This window comes from Natrinema salsiterrestre, from assembly GCF_029502005.1.
Lineage (GTDB): Archaea > Halobacteriota > Halobacteria > Halobacteriales > Natrialbaceae > Natrinema > Natrinema salsiterrestre.
Genome location: NZ_JAMQOT010000007.1, coordinates 121,728 through 137,651 on the forward strand (window position 1 = coordinate 121,728; position 15,924 = coordinate 137,651).

The window sequence follows — 15,924 nt, forward strand, 5'->3', positions numbered from 1 at the left end:
GGGTTACTCCGTGACCCCCATCGATTTCGCGATCGTGTTGAGCTGGATCTCGTCGGTCCCCTCGACGATCCGCAGGATGCGCGCCTGATGGACGATATCCATGTAGGGGTTCTCCTCGGCCAGCCCGTTGGCGCCGTGGACCTGTACGGCGGCGTCGGCGACCTCCCACAGCACGTTCGTCGCGAACCACTTCAGTATCGAGGAGTCCATCACCGTCCGCTCGCCCTCGGCCATCTTCCAGGCGAGTTTGAGCCCCGCCGCGTCCGCGGCGTAGGTCTTCGCCCGCCCCTGTGCGAGCTTCGACGAGACCTGCTGGAAGTTCCCGATCGATCGCCCGAACGCCTCGCGCTCCGTGACGTACTCGGTCGCGTCCTCGAGCAGGTACTCGCCGTATCCGACGGCTTCGGCCCCGAGCTCGAGTCGGCCCAGCGAGAGGAACTCCATCGCGGCGTAGAACGCCTCGTCAACCTCGCCGAGGACGCGATCGTCGGGAACCCGGACGTCGTCCAGTATAATTTCGGCCTGCGACCCCTCGGCACCCACGGCGTTGTTGTACGAGCCGAGTTCGTACTCGTCGCGCTCGACGATGAAGCACGTGATGCCGCCGTAGCGGCCGGCCTCCTCCTGTGGCGTCGTCCGGGCGAACAGCTGAACGAAGTCGGCGTAGGGCGCGTTGGTGATCCACTGTTTGCGCCCGTTCAGTACCCACTCGTCGCCGTCTTTCTCCGCAGTGGTCTCCATGTTCGGCGAGTCCGACCCGTAGCCCGGCTCGGTCTGGGCGAACGCCGTCGACTTCTCGGCCCGCACGGTCGGCTCGAGGTAGCGCTCGACCTGCTCGCCCTCGGCCTGCAACAGGAGCGGCTTCGGCCCCTCCGGCCCGGCGAGGGCGTAGCGCTCGAGCCCGCCGCCGTGGGATGCGAGGTGTTTCTTCGCCCGGTACCAGGTGACCGGCGAAACGCCCTCGCCGCCCGCGTCTTCGGGCAGATTCATCGCGTAGAAGCCGCCTTCCGCGGATCGGCGTCGGATCTCCTCGCGGGCCTCGAGCACCTCGTCGGTCCAGCGCCCGTTCTCGTGGTGGCCCTTCCTTGGGTTCGTGTAGACGTCTCCCAGCTCCTCGACGATCGGCTCGACCTCGCGCTCGATGAACTCGTCTAGACTGTCGAGTATCAGTTCGGTCTCCTCGTCGGTGTCGAAACTCACGCCGCCTGTCGTGTTTGCTACCATGTTGAACTCTGAGTATCGCTTGAACCGCTCACTGCTGGGCCGCCGGCTCGTCGTCTTCCGCCTCGAGGACCACGTCGAACTGGTCGCGAAGCGTCTTCTTGTCGAACTTCCCGGTCGAGGTCTTCGGAATCTCGTCGATGAACTCGTAGACGTCCGGCAGCCACCACGAGGGGAACGTCTCCGCGAGGTGGGCCTCGAGGTCGTCGGCGTCGATCGTCGCCCCGTCCCGCGGCACCACGATCGCCATCGGCCGCTCCTGCCAGCGCTCGTGCTCGACCGCGATGACGGTGGCCTCGGTGACGTCCTCGTGGCCGATCAGTTCGTTCTCGAGTTGCACCGAGGAGATCCACTCGCCGCCGGACTTGATGACATCCTTGTCGCGGTCGACGACGTCGACGTACCCCAGTTCGTCCCGCGTGGCGATGTCGCCGGTCCGCAGGAACCCGTCGTCCGTGAAGGCCTGCTCGTTCTCCTCGGGTCGGTCGTGGTAGCCGTCGGTCACCCAGGGGCTGCGGACTTGCAACTCGCCCATCGTCTCCCCGTCGGCGGGCACTTCCTCGCCGTCGTCATCGACGATGCGGGTCTGCATCCCCGGAACCGGGAGCCCGGCCTTGGTTCGGTACTCGTACTGCTCGTCGCTCGGCAGCGCTGCGGCCTCCTTCCGGAGCGTGCTGAGGGTGCCGAGCGGCGAGGTCTCGGTCATTCCCCAGCCCTGAATGATCGGGGCGTCGTACTCCTCGTCGTACTTCCGGATGAGCGACTCCGGCGGCGCGCTCCCGCCGACCGTCAGTCGGTCGATGTTGGAGATGTCGACCTCCGGGTTCTCGTCCAAGAACTCGGCCATCTCGAGCCAGATGGTCGGCACCGCCGCCGAGAAGGTCACGTCCTCCTCGGCGATGAGACGGGCGATCGACTCCGGATCGGAGTGTATCGACGGGAAGACCTGCTTGGCTCCGACGAACGTCGCGGCGTAGGGGATCCCCCAGCCGTTCGCGTGGAACATCGGCACGACCGGGAGGACGACGTCGCTCTCACCGACCCCGTTAGCGTCCGTGTGGCCGCACATGATGCTGTGTAAGTACATCGCCCGGTGGGAGTAGGACACGCCCTTGGGAAGCCCCGTCGTCCCCGACGTGTGACACATGCCGTACTCCGCGTCCTCGTCGATGTCTGGCCAGTCGTACTCCGTCGACTGGCCCTCGAGCAGCGACTCGTAGTCGGTCACCGGCTCGAGGCTCGTCTCGGGCACCTCGTCGTCGAGGACGACGTACTGCTCGACGGTCTCGAGCTCGTCGGCGTTGGCCTCGACCTTCTCGATGAGCCCGGGATCGACGAAGATCACCCGATCCTCGGCGTCGTCGATCGTGTGGACGAAGTGGTGGTCGGGCAACCGCATGTTGCACATGTGGATCGAGCGCCCCGAGCAGGCCGGCCCGAAGTACAGTTCGAAGTGCCGGTAGTGGTTCGTCGCGACGACGCCGACCCGATCGCCCGCCTCGAGGCCGAGGTCGTCGAGCGCGCCCGCGAGCCGGTTGATCCGCTCGCCGGCGTCGGCGTACGTGTACCGGTGCGTGCTCCCGTCGGGTAGTTTCGTCACCAGCTCTCGATCGGGGAACAGGTCGATCGCCCGCTCGAGGAGCTTGTCAAGTGTTAACTCGACATCCATCATGGTCGTCCGTAGTATTCTGTCCAGTACCTTATCATTTGGGACGAGTTTCCCGTCGTACCGAACGGACGAGCCGGTCAGCGGACGGCTCCCGCCTCGCGGAGATCGGCGCGCTCGTCCTCGTCGTATCCGACCGACGCGAGCAGTTCGTCGGTGTGCTCACCGTGAGCCGGGATCGATTCGTCGTGGCTCTCGGGCACGTTCGACCCCCTGGCAGGGAAGCCGATCCGCGGCGGTGCGTCGTCGGGCCGTTCGATCAGCCCGCGGGCCTCGAGTTGCGGGTGGTCGACGGCTTCGGCCGGCGTACACACCGGCCCGACCATCGTCTCGTCGCTCAACGCCTCGAGCCACGCGTCCCGCGACCGGGTCGCGAACAGCGCCTCGAGTTCCTCGCGAACGGCCGTCAGTTCGGCCGGGTCCTCGGTCCCGTGGAGGTCGACGAGGTCCTCGCGACCGGCCTCCTCGCAGAAGGCCGTCCAGAACTTCGGCTCGAGCGCGGCGAGGGTCACGTACCGCCCGTCTGCGGTCTCGTACACGTCGTACCACGGAACCCCGCCGGTGAGTGCGGTCTCGCCGGGTCGAGGATCGGCGCCCGTGAGCGCCTCGTGGGCGACGGCCTGCGAGAAGGAGGCGACCACGTCGGTCATCGCCACGTCGACGTACTCGCCGCCGTTGCCCAGCTCGCGCGAGAGCAGCCCGCCGATGATACTAAAGGCCGCGAACAGCCCGCCGCCGAGGTCGCCGATCTGGTAGCCCGGGATCTGCGGGGCCATCGACTCGTCCTCCCGGGTCATATCGAGTAATCCGGCCACGCCGATGTAGTTGAGGTCGTGCCCCGCTCGCTCGGCGTCGGGCCCCGTCTGTCCGTACCCCGAGAGCGAGCAGTAGACGAGGTCCTCGTTGTGCTCGCACAGCGTCTCGTAATCGATCTCGAGGCGGTCGGCGACCCCCGGCCGAAACTGCTCGAAGACGACGTCGGCCTCCTCGACGAGCCGGTAGAACGCGGTCGTTCCCACCTCCGACTTTAGGTCGAGCGCGATACTTCGCTTGCCACGATTGACGCTGTCGAACAGCGCGCCGACGTCGCGATCGGTCGTCGGCGGGGTATAGCGGGCGTAATCGCCCGCGTCGGTGTCTTCGACTTTTACCACGTCTGCGCCGGCGTCGGCGAGCAGTTGCGTCGCGTACGGTCCCGGAAGCAGGCGGGACAGATCGAGGACTCGGACGGAGTCGAGTTGCATGGTAGCACGTTCCGGTCACGTTTCAAAAGTCTACTGTCGCCGTTCGGGCCCGCCGCAACGATCGCCGCTGCGCGCTCAGTCGTCCCCCTCGAGGGACACCAGCTCGTCGACGTCCGGGATATCGGCCGCGGCGTCCGTGATCTGTCGCATCCGATCCGTGTGCTTCTCGACCGCGTAGGCGGCGAGCTTCCCCTCCTCGAGGCCGGCGCGCTCCCCCGGATCGTCCGGCTGGAACCGGTTATCCTCGGTGATTCCCTGAACCAGGGGAACGAGGTCGTCGACGGTGTCCTCGATGATCGCCGGATCGACGCCCTCCGCGATGAGCTTCTTCAACTGGTTCATGCCGAAGCCGACGTGGCGACCCTCGTCGCTGCGGATCTTCGTGAAGCCCCGGACGAGTCCCGGCAGATACGGGAGCTCCTCGAAGTCGCCGCCGTAGGATGTCTGCATCCCGTAGTAGCCCGTCTGCGCGAGGATGCCCTCGACCGTGAGGTGGTAGTGACAGTACGCCTTCGCGCGGTTTTCGGGCGTGTCCTCCTCGAGCAGTCGGAACTGCGCCTTCCGGTTGCGGTCGAACAGTTCGACGTAGGGATCGTTGAACCACCGGTCGTGGCGGGGATCGGACCGCTCCCAGCCCAGTTCGTCTTCGACGGTCCAGATGACCTCCCGCCAGTAGCGGTCGAAGAAGTCCGCGTGCTTTGCCTCCTCGTACATCTGGGTCGTCAGGAACAGCTGATCGTCGATGTCGTCCAGCACCGTCCCCAGCGGCGCGAGGTCCTCGGTGACCGCGTCCTCTCCCGCGCCGAACTTCGCGATGCCGTTGAGCGTTCCGTACCACGACTCCCGGTCGTAGTCTTCGGCCCCGTCGATGTACGTCAGCAAGTTCTCGACGTCCCGCTCGAGGTCGATCTCGCCGGGATCCCAGTGGCGCTCGACCGCGTTGCGATAGTAGCGGTTCGACTTCGAGTCCCGATCCATCATCGCCGTCGGTGTGTACTCCGTTGCCATACCACAATCTATGGGTCGCAGCTAATAAATGTGTATCTACTGTCGTATCAGCCGGATTCCGTCCCGAGATCGTCCGGACGGCCTCAGTCGGTACTCTCGCCGGCGTCTCCGTCGACGCGTTCGTGGGTCTCGAGGGAAGTCATCGTTCGGTAGAGCTGGATCCGATCGGTCTTCCGGAGTCGGTATCGGTAGTAGACGTACGCGAGGACGAACCAGCCGATGAGAACCACACCGACGACGGGTCGCTGGAGGAGGGTGACGATCCAGAACGCGCCCGTGACGACCGCACCGCCCAGTACCGCGAGGAGGAGCCCGCGGTACCGGCGGAGTCGAAACGGCGCGGTGGCGTAGTGGTCCGGGAACTCCCGGGGCAGGTTCCAGAGGCCGATCGCACAGAAGAAGTACGCGGTGAGGCTGGCCAGTCCGATGAACGCGGAGAGACCGACGATCTCGCCGGCCAGGGGGACGAGCAGGAACGGCGGAACGCCGAGGACCGCGACCGCGTAGTGGGGCGTCTCGAACCGCGGATGGATCCGCGATAGCGGTGCCGGGAGAACGCCGTCGCGGCTCGCGCGCATGAGCGTCCGCGAGAAGACGAGCAGCGTCGTGTTCACCGTCGTGACGACCGCGAAGACGGCCCCGGCGGCGACGACGTACTCGCCCCACCACGGGAGGTATCTCGAGGCGGCGAGCGCGAGGTCGGCCTCGTTGCCCAGCTGGGTGTACGGAACGACGCCGACGAGGACGGCGATCAGCGCCACGTAGACCAGCGCCACGATACCGATGCCGAGCCCCAGTACCAGCGGAATCGTCCGCCCGGGGTCGTCGATCTCTTCGCCGAGTTCGATCAGTAGCCCGAAGCCGAGAAACGGATAGAACAGCGCGACCACCGCGAGGCCGAACGCGCCGTAGTCCGGGAAGAACGGGGCGTAATTGGCGGGGTCGACCGCGCCCGCGCCGGGGACGATGACCGTCAGGAGTGCGACGAGGAGACCGACGAAGAAGACGATCTGCACCTGTGCGACGACCCTGAGTCCGATCAGGTTGACGACCAGGACGAACGCGAGCAGCACGTAGACGAGCAGCGTCGACGGTACGTCGAAGAAGATCCGGGTGTACTCGGCGAATCCCCTCGCCGTAATGAGCAACGACGCCCACGCGACCAGCGGGATCGTGACGGGAACCAGGAACCCCCAGTAGGGGGCCGTGAGCCGAGAGATGTACACGTACAGCCCCCCGGCGACCGGCATCGCCGACCCGAGCACGGCGTTGTACAGGACGACGAAACTCGCCGGAACCGCCGCGAGGACGATCGCCAGAACGACCGCCGGACCCGCACTTCTCGCCAGCGGCCCCGGCAGCACGAATATCGGGACCGAGATCGCGTTGCCGACCAGCAGCGCCAGCACGCCGACGACGCCGATACTCGAGGGGAGCGTCTCCGACGGGTCGTCCGTCGCGCCGCTCATTCCTCCGAGGGACGGTCGGCCCGCCGGCGCCGGATCTCGTAGTCGCGAATCCGCCGTCCGAGGGCGAATCCGACGACGCCGCCGAGGACGGGTCCGACGAGGAGGAGCGCCTGTACGGTCACCAGCGGGAGGACGATCCCGACGCCGAGGCCGACCACGAGGCCGCCCTCGGGATACTGTGCGGCGGCTACTTCGCGCTCGATATCGTCCATCTCTGCCGGGACGTCTCGATACTCTCCGATTGCCATGTCATACCCCACCATATTATGGGTGAAATAGCTTCGGGAGCTTGACACTCTCTGGGGGAGTCTCCGGGTCGTCGTCTCCGAGCGGTCGCGACGGACAGACCGGTGAGAGCGGCCGCGGATCGGCGTCTCCACGCGTGTTGATAAGAACTAAGTCAGTACCCGTGAAGGATGCTGCCATGGCACAACAGAGCGCCGCCGTCGTCGGTGGCGGCATCATGGGCGCCGGTATCGCACAGGTACTCGCGCGGAACGGCTACGAGGTGGCCGTCCGCGAGATTAACGAGGAACTGGCCGAGGAGGCCCGCGAACGGGTCGTCTCGGGCAACTACGGGCTCGAGGACGCCGTCGAGGGCGGCTATCTCTCCGAGAACGAGAAGGACGCGGTCCTCGAGCGGTTGTCGTTCACGACCGACCTCGACGAGGCGACGAACGGCACGGACTTCGTCATCGAGGCGGTCACCGAGGACCTCGCGATCAAGGGGCAGGTCTTCCGCGATCTGGACGAGGTGACCGACGACCAGCCGCTGTACTCGAACACGAGCGGCTTTTCGGTGACGTCGATCGCGAACGGCGTCTCCGACCCCTCTCGCGTCGCGGTCACGCACTTCTTCAACCCGGTGCCGGTCATGTCGATGGTCGAAATCGTCCAGGCCCCCCAGACCGACGAGGCCGTCGTCGAACGCGCCGAGGAGCTCGTCGACGAACTCGGGAAGACCAGCGTCACCATCGACGACGATCCCGGTTCCTACGGCTTCCTCGCCAACCGCTGTCACGCGGCGATGCGAGAGGAGGCCCAGAAGATCGTCGACGAAGGCATCGCGACCGAGGAGCAGGTCGACAAAGCGCTCGAGGAGGGGTACAACCTCCCCGTCGGGCCGTTCTCGCTGCGGGGCATCGGCGAGGAGTGGGACTGACGGCTCGATCCGCGTCTCGAGTCGCTGCTGCCTTTCTGTTCGGTCTGGACTGCACAACCGGATGCGGTGGCGCGCGCTGTCGGCTGGCTGAGCGCTCGCGAAGGCAGCCGACGATGTTGTGCGAGGTCTTCGCGAACTTCGTGAGCGAATCGGCTGGGGAAGACGTGGAATCCCTCGTTGCCACGATAGCAGGACGAACTCGTCTGTCGGTTCTGACGACCGTTCACTGACTCTCTTCCACCGAAATAGAGTGCGCTGCTATCGTGGCTGCAGGGAGTCACCACACCCTCCCCAGCCGATTCGCTCGTTACACTCGCTCATCCCTCGCGCAAGGTTGTGTCGCGGTTCATTCGTCATTCACCGCGACACAGCGCGCGCCACCGCAGGGTAAGAAACCGGTCCGGAGCAAGACGCCGTTCGTTCGCCCTCCGCCGTTACTTGCCTTCGAACTCGGGCTCGCGGTCCTCGGCGAACGCCGCCGCGCCCTCCGCGTGATCCTCGGTCTGGAGGAGCCCCTCGAAGAGCGTGCGGTCGTAGGCCAGCCCCTCCTCGAGCCCGGAGTGAACCGCCATATCCGCGGATTTCTTGATCGCCTGAATCGCCAGCGGGGCCTGCCCGGCGAGGTCGGTGACGAACGCGTCGACCTCGTCATCGAACTCGTCGTCGGCGTAGACGTGATTGACGATGCCTTCTTCGCCCGCCCGCTCCGCCGAAATGTGCTCGCCGGTCATCGCCAGTTCCTTCGCGACCGCGGGGCCGGCCAGCTTGCTGACGTACTGGACCCCGCCCGCACCGGGGAGGATGCCGAGGTTCACTTCGGGGAAGCCGAACGTGGAGCCCTCGCTGGCCAGCCGGAAGTCACAGGCCAGCGCGGTCTCGAGCCCGCCGCCCAGGCAGTAGCCGTCGATCTTCGCGATCACGGGAGCCGGGAAGTTCCGGATGACGTCGTAGTGCGAGCGCGCCGAGGAGTCGCCGGCCGACTCGTCGGAGAAGCCGCCGATGTCCGCCCCCGCACAGAAGGCCTTCTCGCCGGCCCCCTCGAGGACCACCGCTCGCAGCGCGACGCCCTCGCGGTCCTCGGTTTCTTCCTCGAGGGCCTCGAGCCCCGCGACGATGTCGTCTCTGAGCTGGCCGTTCAGCGCGTTCAGCGCGTCCGGCCGATTCATCGTGAGCGTGCCCACGCCGCGGTCGTCGTCGAACTCAACCAGGACAGTCTCCAGTGATTCGTCCATGCGCAGTGGGTACGAGCACCAATCAAAAAGGTGTATTGTTCGGCACCCGGCTCGCGGCCCCCTCGGGGTTCCGGAACCGATGTTGCAGTTCGGGGACGATTTATAGTCCCTGTGCGTGGTCGAGAGGGAACGCTATAGATATGTTCGGAGGCTTATCTGATCGAACAGCGTTCTAACATCTGATATTATGATTCGGTGTGGCTCCGCTGTTCGACCGAGTGGTACTCGTGACCGTCGGAGACGAGAATCTATTTCCTCGAGACTGGCGTGAATTCCCGTGTCTGGCCTAATTAACCGTCGACTCGGTATCGGTAGTTGATCCGAAAACGGCGATTCAGGCGGTGTCATCGGGACCGTCGCTTCACGATCCGAACTCGATTATATATGTCATTCGAAATGTAACGGTCAATATACAGCCGAGTCTGGAGTCGGTGGTCCCTCAGAACGCCTGCAGTTCCTCGAGCACCGCCCGCGCGCTGCCGTCGGCGATGACGTCGCGGGCCTGCTCGAGCCCCTCCGCCAGACTCCCGACGTCCTGCCGGGCGTACATCCGGAACGCGCCGTTGAGGGCGATCGCGTCGGCGAAGTGGTCTTCGCGCTCGCCGGCGAGAACCGCCTGGGTGATCGACGCGGAGTCGGTCGCCACGTCGTCGACTGCGAGGTCGTCTCGCTCCATGTCCATGCCGTACTCGGCGGTCTCGATCTCGTAGTCCTCGAAGGACTCGTCGCCGTCGTCGCCGACCTGATCCCACTCCGCGACCTTCGTGTAACCCGGCCGGATGTCGTCGTAGCCCTCCATCCCCTGGAAGAAGATGGCTCGCGTGTAGTCGAGGCGGTCGCTCTCCTTGATCAGGTCGGTCAGCTTCTTCGCGAACGCGAGGTGGTAGAACGAGCCCAGGTGGACGTCGGCGTTCGCCGGGTTCCCGACCGTCTCGATCGTGTTGACGAACGTCCGCACGCCCATCCGGTCGCGTCGCTCGAGGAGGTCGTGGACGCCGGGATTGAACGACGGCTGGTAGTAGAAGCCGAAGCCGGTCTCGTCGACCATGTCGGCGCTTTCGGTCGCCTCGAGTTCGGTCCGAACCCCGAGTTCCTCGAGGACGTGTTTGTACGCGGTCGCGTTCTGGGAGGGGACGCGGCCGCCGGAGTGGACGACGACCGGCGTGCCCGCGGCGGCGGCGACGACGCCGGCACCGACGCCGAGGATCGCGGACGTGTCCTTCCCGTCGTAGTTCGCGCCGCAGTCGACCGGGTCGCAGTCCGGTTCGGCGGTGACGACCGACTCCTCGCGCATGACGTCGGTGTAGGCCGCCAGCTCCTCGGGGTTGTTGCGCTTCCAGCGGTTCGCCAGCCAGAACGCGCCGAGCGTGGTTTCGTCGGGCTCGCCGGCGAGAATCCGCTGGAACGCCTCGCGAGCCTGCTCGCGGCTCATGTCGTCGGCCGATTTGGGACCCGAGCCGACGACCTCCGTCATCAGGCGTTTCAACGGCCACTCACCGAACTCCTGGGATGCCTGCGCCATGTGCAGGCGTTCGGACGGACGGCGCAAAAACCCCGCGTTTCCGGCGTCTTCCAGCGCCGATATGTGGCGGGGTAGCCCCGCCGCGTCACAGGTCGATCGCCATCATCACCTCGTCGATGTACTCGTCGTCGAGTTTGTAGTGGTCGTCGCGGACGGCCTCGATCTTCCAGTCGCGATCCTCGAAGAACTCGATCGCGTCCTCGTTGGTCGACGGAACGCTCTGGTACACTTTCTCGAGATCGTTCGCTCGAGCCCACTCGAGCGCCCGGTCGAGCAGCTGGTTCCCGATCCCCATCCCGCGGTACTCCTCGAGAACGCCGACGGTGAGCTCCGCGGTGTGGCCGAGTTTCTCGAGGTTCGGGAGGTGCAGGTGGGCCCAGCCGACGACGTCGCCGTCGACCGTCGCGACGAAGAACAGCCGGGACTCGAACTCGTTGTGGCGAAGTAGGACGTTCTCGTGGTCGAGTTCGTCCGCGACGCTCTCGGCCTCGATGTAAGTCATCTCCTCGACGACCTGTCGCATCGCACCGACGATGCCCGAGAGGTCCTCCTGTCTCGCCGCTCTGATCGTGACGTCCACGTCTTCGATCGTGAACTCCTCGCCCGTCTCCTCGATATCGATGGCGATGCGGAGCGTGCCGTCGTCGTCCTCCTCGAGATAGCCGTCCCGTTTCAGGAGCGCGACGTTGTGCCGGAACGCTCTCGCGTGCTGTGCGCTCCCCGGTGGATCGGCCGGAAACAGCGCTTCTCGCGCTCGGTTCCGATCGACTGCGCCGTGGGTCTCGACGTACTCGTAGATCCGCCCTCGATCGTCGCCTTCGATCCGGATCGGTTCGGTCAGTGTCATGTTTTATGGTAACGATGCGCACACTAATAATCGTTACAGTCCGGTGCTCGATGACCCGCTGTCGTCTCGTCAGAACGCTGAACGGAGCGTCCGACGGTGTCACCCGGTACGCTGTCACGGCGGGGACCTTCCCCCGTCGGTCGCGATTCGCGAGCGAGCGGGAAGACCCGAAAACGATACGGTCCCCTTCTCCCTAGAACGACCAATGAGTACCCTGTCGGGGAACTGGCGCGAGGCCATCGACGACGCGGACGCGGCGCTGATCGACGGCTATCAGAGCGGCGTCCCGATCGAAGAGCGCCCGTTTCGCACCGTCGGAGCCGACCTCGGGATCGACGAATCGGCGGCGATCGATCGCGTCCGGGCCCTGCGAGACGCGGGAATCGTCCGCCGGTTCGGCGCCGTCCTCAACCCGCCCGTGATCGGCTCGTCGACGCTCGCTGCCGTCCAGGCCCCGGCGGACCGCTTCGACGAGGTCGCGGCGGTGATCAACGACTACCGGCAGGTCAACCACAACTACGCCCGCGACCACGAGTGGAACATGTGGTTCGTCGTCACCGCCGGCTCGCGGGACGCCCGCGACGAGATCCTCGCCGACATCGAGTCCCGGACCGGCTGTCCGGTGCTCGACCTGCCGATGCTGACCGACTACTACATCGACCTCGAGTTCCCCGTCGTCAACGGCGATCGCTTCGCCCGGGAGTCGCTCGCGAATCGAACCGACTCCTCCGCGACGCGGATCAGCGAGGAGGCCGCAGGGGACCTGTCGCCGCTCGAGGCGGAACTCCTCCTCGAGATCCAGGACGGGTTCCCGCTGTCGGCGACGCCCTATCGAGACATCGCCGCGAACGTGGGTTACGCGGTCGAGGACGTGCTCGCGGCGCTCGAGCGATTGCGGGACGACGGCTGTATCAAGCGCATCGGCTGCGTGATCAACCACGTCGTGACCGGGTTCGACGCCAACTGTATGGTCGTCTGGGACGTGCCGGACGACGAGCTCGACGTGCTGGGTGAGCGCGCGGGCGGCCTGCCCTACGTGACGCTCTGTTATCACCGCCCGCGCCGTCCCGATCGGGAGTGGCCGTACAACCTGTTCACGATGATTCACGGCCGCGATCCCGAAGCCGTCGACGAGAAGATCGACGAACTCGCCGCGGACTACCTCCCGGTCGATCACGAGCGGCTCTACTCGACCGAGACGCTGAAGCAGACGGGCGCTCGCTACGACGATCTGGTCGGCGTCTAACCCGCTCCCACCGGGCGTCGAGATATTTCGGGCACGCGAGCGGTAAACCCCGGTCGATCGGCCCCTCTCGCGAGTCGGGACTATCGGCGGTCATCGAGCGCCTCGGCCACGACCTCGATCGGCGTGGGCGGCTCCTCGGGCGCGCCGGGTCCGTTCTCGAGTTGCGTCCGACAGGAGGCACCGGGAGCGACGACGCGCTCGCCGTCGCTCTCGTCGACCTGTTCGAACAGGATCGAGGCGATGGCGTCGCTCATCGAGGCGTGTTCGGACTCGTAGCCGAAACTGCCGGCCATGCCACAGCACCCGGAGTCGAGCGGGTCGACGGCGTAGCCGGCTCGCCGGAGGACGCCGACCGCGTGGTGGTCCTTCGCGACCGATTTCTGGTGACAGTGGCCGTGATAAACGAGATCCTGCGTCGCCGCGCGCTCGTCGAACGCGATCGCCTCGTCCAGCCGGAAGGTGTCGATGTACTCGCAGACGCCGTAAGTCGCGTTCGCGAGCCCCTCGGCGGGCTCGGCGGAGAGCAGATCGAGGTAGTCGCGCTGGAACATGACCGCGTCGGACGGTTCGATCACGACGACGTCCCAGCCGTCCGCGACCCGCGGGGCGAGCGCGTTCACGTTCTCGCGGGCGGCGTCCCTCGCTTTGTCGAGGAAGCCCTTCGAGAACGCCGGCCGACCCGTGTCGCCGAGATCGCCGGGGACGGCGACGTGGACGCCGGCGGCCTCGAGCACTCGAACGGCCGCCTTCCCGGCTTCGGGGTGGCTGTAGTTCGTGTAGGTATCTGGGTAGAGGACGGCCTTACGAGTAGCGTCGGCCTCGCTGACCCTCGCGCCGCCTCGCTCCCGGAACCAGTCCCGGAACGTGTTCGCGTGAAAGGTCGGCAGCGGCCGGTCGGTATCGATGCCGAGCGTCACCTCGAGCGCCTTGCGCGCCCCCGGCAGTTTCGGCAGGGCGTTGGACAGCGGCGCGAACTGACTGCCCCACTTCGAGAGCGTGGCGACGTTGGCGAAGAGCCGATCCCGCAGACTCGCGCCGTTGCGCTGGTGGTACTCGTGGGTGACTTCGGCCTTGAGCTTCGCCATGTCGACCTCGCTGGGACAGTCGATGGCACAGCCCTTGCAGCCGATACAGAGGTCTATCACCTCCTCGACGAACTCGTCGGTGAACGCCTCGTCCGGATCCAGGTCGCCGCTCATGGCCTGCCGGAGCGCGTTCGCCCGGCCGCGGGTCGCCGTGATCTCCTCGCGGCTCGCGCGGTAGGTCGGACACATCACGCCGCCCGTCGTCTCCTGCTCGCCCCGACAGCCGCCACAGCCGTGGCAGAGCTCGACCATGCCCTGCATGCCGTTGTCGTTGTCCCACTCGAGGGCGGGCTCGAACCCCGTCTCGAACTCGTAGTCGGGGTCGAACCGCAGGTTTTCCCGCAGATCCGTCGGGTTCTCGTCGCGGAAGACCACCTGCCCCGGGTTCAGGATCCAGTCGGGATCGAACGCCGTTTTGAGGTCCTGGAACGTCTCCCAGAGTTCCTCGCCGTACAGTTTCCGGTTCCACTGGGTGCGCGCGCGGCCGTCGCCGTGCTCGCCCGAGACGGAGCCGCCGAGGTCGACGACGAGGTCGGTCACGTCGTCCGCGATGCCGTGGAGTTGCTCGAGGCCCACCTCCGTCTTCGTGTTCACGAGCGGCCGGACGTGGAGCACGCCGGGACCGGCGTGGGCGTAGAAACTGGCGTAGGTGCCGTGTTCCTCGAGTATCTCCTCGAACCCCTCGACGAACTCGGGGAGCCGCGCCGGCGGGATCGCGGTGTCCTCGATGAAGGAGATGTGTTTTTCGTCGGTCGTCCGCGAGAGCAGGATCGGCAGGCCGGACTTGCGGAGTTTCCACAGCTCGGCGCGATCGGCGTCGTCGTAGGCCTCGAGCGCCTCGATCGCGAGGGCCTCGGCGTCGCTCGTCGGGGCGTCGTCGGCCGGCTCCCCCGCGGGCGTCGCCGACGGCGCGCGGTCGGCCAGCAGTCCGGCGATCTGTTCTCTCCCGTGGGCGGCGTCCTCAGCGTAGAACTCCACGAGCAGGACGGCGTTGGTCCCCTCGGGGAGCATCTCGGTGACCGGCCCGAACTCCGCCGTGTCGCGCGCGAGGTCGATCAGCACGTCGTCCAGCACCTCGACCGCCGCGGGGTCGTGTGCGAGGATCGGCTCGACGTCCCGCATCGCCTCGTGAAGGTCGGGATAGCACAGCAGGGAAACCGCCTTCGTCTCGGGGACCGGCTCGAGCGAGACGGTGGCCTCGGTGACGATCGCGAGCGTCCCCTCGCTGCCGGCCAGCAGGCGTGCGAGGTTGAGGGTTCCTGCCTCGCCGGTCTCCTCGCCGCCCGGTAGCTCCTCGCCCCGGGCCTCCGCGACGAGCCGGTCGAGGTTGTAGCCCGAGACGTTACGTTTGAGATCGGGATACGTTCCCTCGATTCGGTCCGCGTCCTCCTCGAGGATGCGCTCGACCTCGGCGTAGATCCGGGCTTCGAGGTCGCCGTCGGGATCGGCTCGCTCGCCGATTTCCTCGAGCGTGACCTCGCCGAAGCGGGTGACGGTGCCGTCGGCGAGGACGGCCTCGCACTCCTCGATGTAGGCGTCTGTCTTGCCGTATTTCAGCGAGTGCGCGCCGGTCGAGTTGTTGCCGATCGCGCCGCCGATGGCGCTCTTGTCGCCCCACGCGGGGTCGGGGGCGAACTTGAGATCGTGAGGCGCGAGGGCCTCGTTCAGCGTCCCGAGGATCGTCCCGGGCTGGACCGTCGCGGCGCGGCCGTCGAGGTCGATTTCGCGGATCCCGTTCATGTGGCGGGTGAAATCCAGCACGACGGCCCGGTTGACGGTCTGCCCGGCGAGGCTCGTTCCGCCGCCGCGGGGGAGGACCGGGATCTCTCGCTCGGCGCAGTACTCGAGGAGCCCCGCCACGTCGGCCGTCGACTCGGGGAAGGCGACGGCGATCGGCGTCATCTCGTAGGCGCTCGCGTCCGTCGCGTACAGTTCGCGGGAGTAGGAGTCGGCGCGGACCTCGCAGTCGAGGAGGGCCTCGAGGTCCGCGACCAGCGCCGGCCGATCGACGTCGTCGCTCCGGTAGTCGTAGTTCGCCCGCCGATCGGCCGCCGGATCAGCGCTCGGCTCCAGAGACATACGTCTCCCTTGCTCAGGCGCGGCTAAAAGTGCCTGCATTAGCGACGATTCGACCGGCACCTCGATCCGCGAGCGACGACGGGAACGCGCCTCGGCCACGCTCGTCACTACCGGCTCGCGTCGTGAAAATGGCCGAACGGGGG

Annotated in this window: 12 protein-coding genes; 2 read left to right on the plus strand and 10 right to left on the minus strand. The window is 66.6% G+C overall.

The window, feature by feature from the left end; genetic code table 11:
- Positions 1-3: 3 nt before the first annotated feature.
- The 6 genes from NDI89_RS18275 to NDI89_RS18300 form a co-directional block, all read right to left on the minus strand.
- Entirely contained in the window at positions 4-1,224 is a 1,221-nt protein-coding gene (locus tag NDI89_RS18275; RefSeq protein WP_277523607.1) for an acyl-CoA dehydrogenase family protein, read from the minus strand.
- Between the two features lie 28 nt (positions 1,225-1,252).
- Positions 1,253-2,890 (minus strand): long-chain fatty acid--CoA ligase, encoded by a 1,638-nt coding sequence (locus NDI89_RS18280; RefSeq protein ID WP_277523608.1) that lies wholly within the window; start codon positions 2,888-2,890, stop codon positions 1,253-1,255.
- 77 nt (positions 2,891-2,967) lie between these two features.
- Positions 2,968-4,131 carry a CaiB/BaiF CoA transferase family protein gene (locus tag NDI89_RS18285; RefSeq protein ID WP_277523609.1) on the minus strand — a complete coding sequence of 388 codons (1,164 nt, stop codon included), beginning with the start codon at positions 4,129-4,131 and terminating at the stop codon, positions 2,968-2,970.
- A 75-nt stretch (positions 4,132-4,206) separates the two neighbouring features.
- Positions 4,207-5,139 carry a ferritin family protein gene (locus tag NDI89_RS18290; protein ID WP_277523610.1) on the minus strand — a complete coding sequence of 311 codons (933 nt, stop codon included), beginning with the start codon at positions 5,137-5,139 and terminating at the stop codon, positions 4,207-4,209.
- 83 nt (positions 5,140-5,222) lie between these two features.
- The gene (locus NDI89_RS18295) at positions 5,223-6,608 is read right to left on the minus strand and encodes an APC family permease (protein ID WP_277523612.1); all 1,386 of its coding nucleotides are present in this window, start codon (positions 6,606-6,608) and stop codon (positions 5,223-5,225) included.
- A complete protein-coding gene (locus NDI89_RS18300; protein WP_277523615.1) occupies positions 6,605-6,856 on the minus strand; it encodes a hypothetical protein in 252 nt (83 codons plus the stop codon). The genes NDI89_RS18295 and NDI89_RS18300 overlap by 4 nt, the downstream gene beginning before the upstream one ends.
- Positions 6,857-7,032: 176 nt before the next feature.
- Between NDI89_RS18300 and NDI89_RS18305 the strand changes: the two genes are divergently transcribed.
- Positions 7,033-7,770, plus strand: a complete 738-nt coding sequence (locus NDI89_RS18305; protein WP_277523617.1) for a 3-hydroxyacyl-CoA dehydrogenase family protein — start codon at positions 7,033-7,035, stop codon at positions 7,768-7,770.
- Between the two features lie 434 nt (positions 7,771-8,204).
- On the opposite strand, the gene NDI89_RS18310 is transcribed toward NDI89_RS18305, so the two are convergent.
- The 3 genes from NDI89_RS18310 to NDI89_RS18320 form a co-directional block, all read right to left on the minus strand.
- On the minus strand, positions 8,205-9,002 hold the full coding sequence (locus NDI89_RS18310) for an enoyl-CoA hydratase/isomerase family protein (RefSeq protein WP_277523619.1): 798 nt from the start codon (positions 9,000-9,002) through the stop codon (positions 8,205-8,207).
- Between the two features lie 439 nt (positions 9,003-9,441).
- Positions 9,442-10,524: an anthranilate phosphoribosyltransferase gene (locus tag NDI89_RS18315; protein ID WP_277523620.1), complete on the minus strand. Its 1,083-nt coding sequence runs from the start codon at positions 10,522-10,524 to the stop codon at positions 9,442-9,444.
- A gap of 85 nt (positions 10,525-10,609) precedes the next feature.
- Positions 10,610-11,371, minus strand: coding sequence for a GNAT family N-acetyltransferase (locus tag NDI89_RS18320; RefSeq protein ID WP_277523622.1), 762 nt, complete (start codon positions 11,369-11,371; stop codon positions 10,610-10,612).
- A gap of 205 nt (positions 11,372-11,576) precedes the next feature.
- Between NDI89_RS18320 and ahbB the strand changes: the two genes are divergently transcribed.
- Entirely contained in the window at positions 11,577-12,617 is a 1,041-nt protein-coding gene (gene ahbB / locus NDI89_RS18325) for a siroheme decarboxylase subunit beta (RefSeq protein WP_277523623.1), read from the plus strand.
- Positions 12,618-12,697: 80 nt separating this feature from the next.
- On the opposite strand, the gene NDI89_RS18330 is transcribed toward ahbB, so the two are convergent.
- Entirely contained in the window at positions 12,698-15,781 is a 3,084-nt protein-coding gene (locus NDI89_RS18330) for an FAD-binding and (Fe-S)-binding domain-containing protein (protein ID WP_277523624.1), read from the minus strand.
- Positions 15,782-15,924: the final 143 nt, after the last annotated feature.

Bases quoted from the DNA above. Each gene is read 5' to 3' on its own strand.
- ahbB (WP_277523623.1), top strand. From the start codon at position 11,577: ATGAGTACCCTGTCGGGGAACTGGCGCGAGGCCATCGACGACGCGGAC.
- NDI89_RS18295 (WP_277523612.1), bottom strand. From the start codon at position 6,608: ATGAGCGGCGCGACGGACGACCCGTCGGAGACGCTCCCCTCGAGTATC.
- NDI89_RS18290 (WP_277523610.1), bottom strand. From the start codon at position 5,139: ATGGCAACGGAGTACACACCGACGGCGATGATGGATCGGGACTCGAAG.
- NDI89_RS18305 (WP_277523617.1), top strand. From the start codon at position 7,033: ATGGCACAACAGAGCGCCGCCGTCGTCGGTGGCGGCATCATGGGCGCC.
- NDI89_RS18330 (WP_277523624.1), bottom strand. From the start codon at position 15,781: ATGTCTCTGGAGCCGAGCGCTGATCCGGCGGCCGATCGGCGGGCGAAC.
- NDI89_RS18280 (WP_277523608.1), bottom strand. From the start codon at position 2,890: ATGGATGTCGAGTTAACACTTGACAAGCTCCTCGAGCGGGCGATCGAC.
- NDI89_RS18275 (WP_277523607.1), bottom strand. From the start codon at position 1,224: ATGGTAGCAAACACGACAGGCGGCGTGAGTTTCGACACCGACGAGGAG.
- NDI89_RS18315 (WP_277523620.1), bottom strand. From the start codon at position 10,524: ATGGCGCAGGCATCCCAGGAGTTCGGTGAGTGGCCGTTGAAACGCCTG.
- NDI89_RS18320 (WP_277523622.1), bottom strand. From the start codon at position 11,371: ATGACACTGACCGAACCGATCCGGATCGAAGGCGACGATCGAGGGCGG.
- NDI89_RS18285 (WP_277523609.1), bottom strand. From the start codon at position 4,131: ATGCAACTCGACTCCGTCCGAGTCCTCGATCTGTCCCGCCTGCTTCCG.
- NDI89_RS18300 (WP_277523615.1), bottom strand. From the start codon at position 6,856: ATGGCAATCGGAGAGTATCGAGACGTCCCGGCAGAGATGGACGATATC.
- NDI89_RS18310 (WP_277523619.1), bottom strand. From the start codon at position 9,002: ATGGACGAATCACTGGAGACTGTCCTGGTTGAGTTCGACGACGACCGC.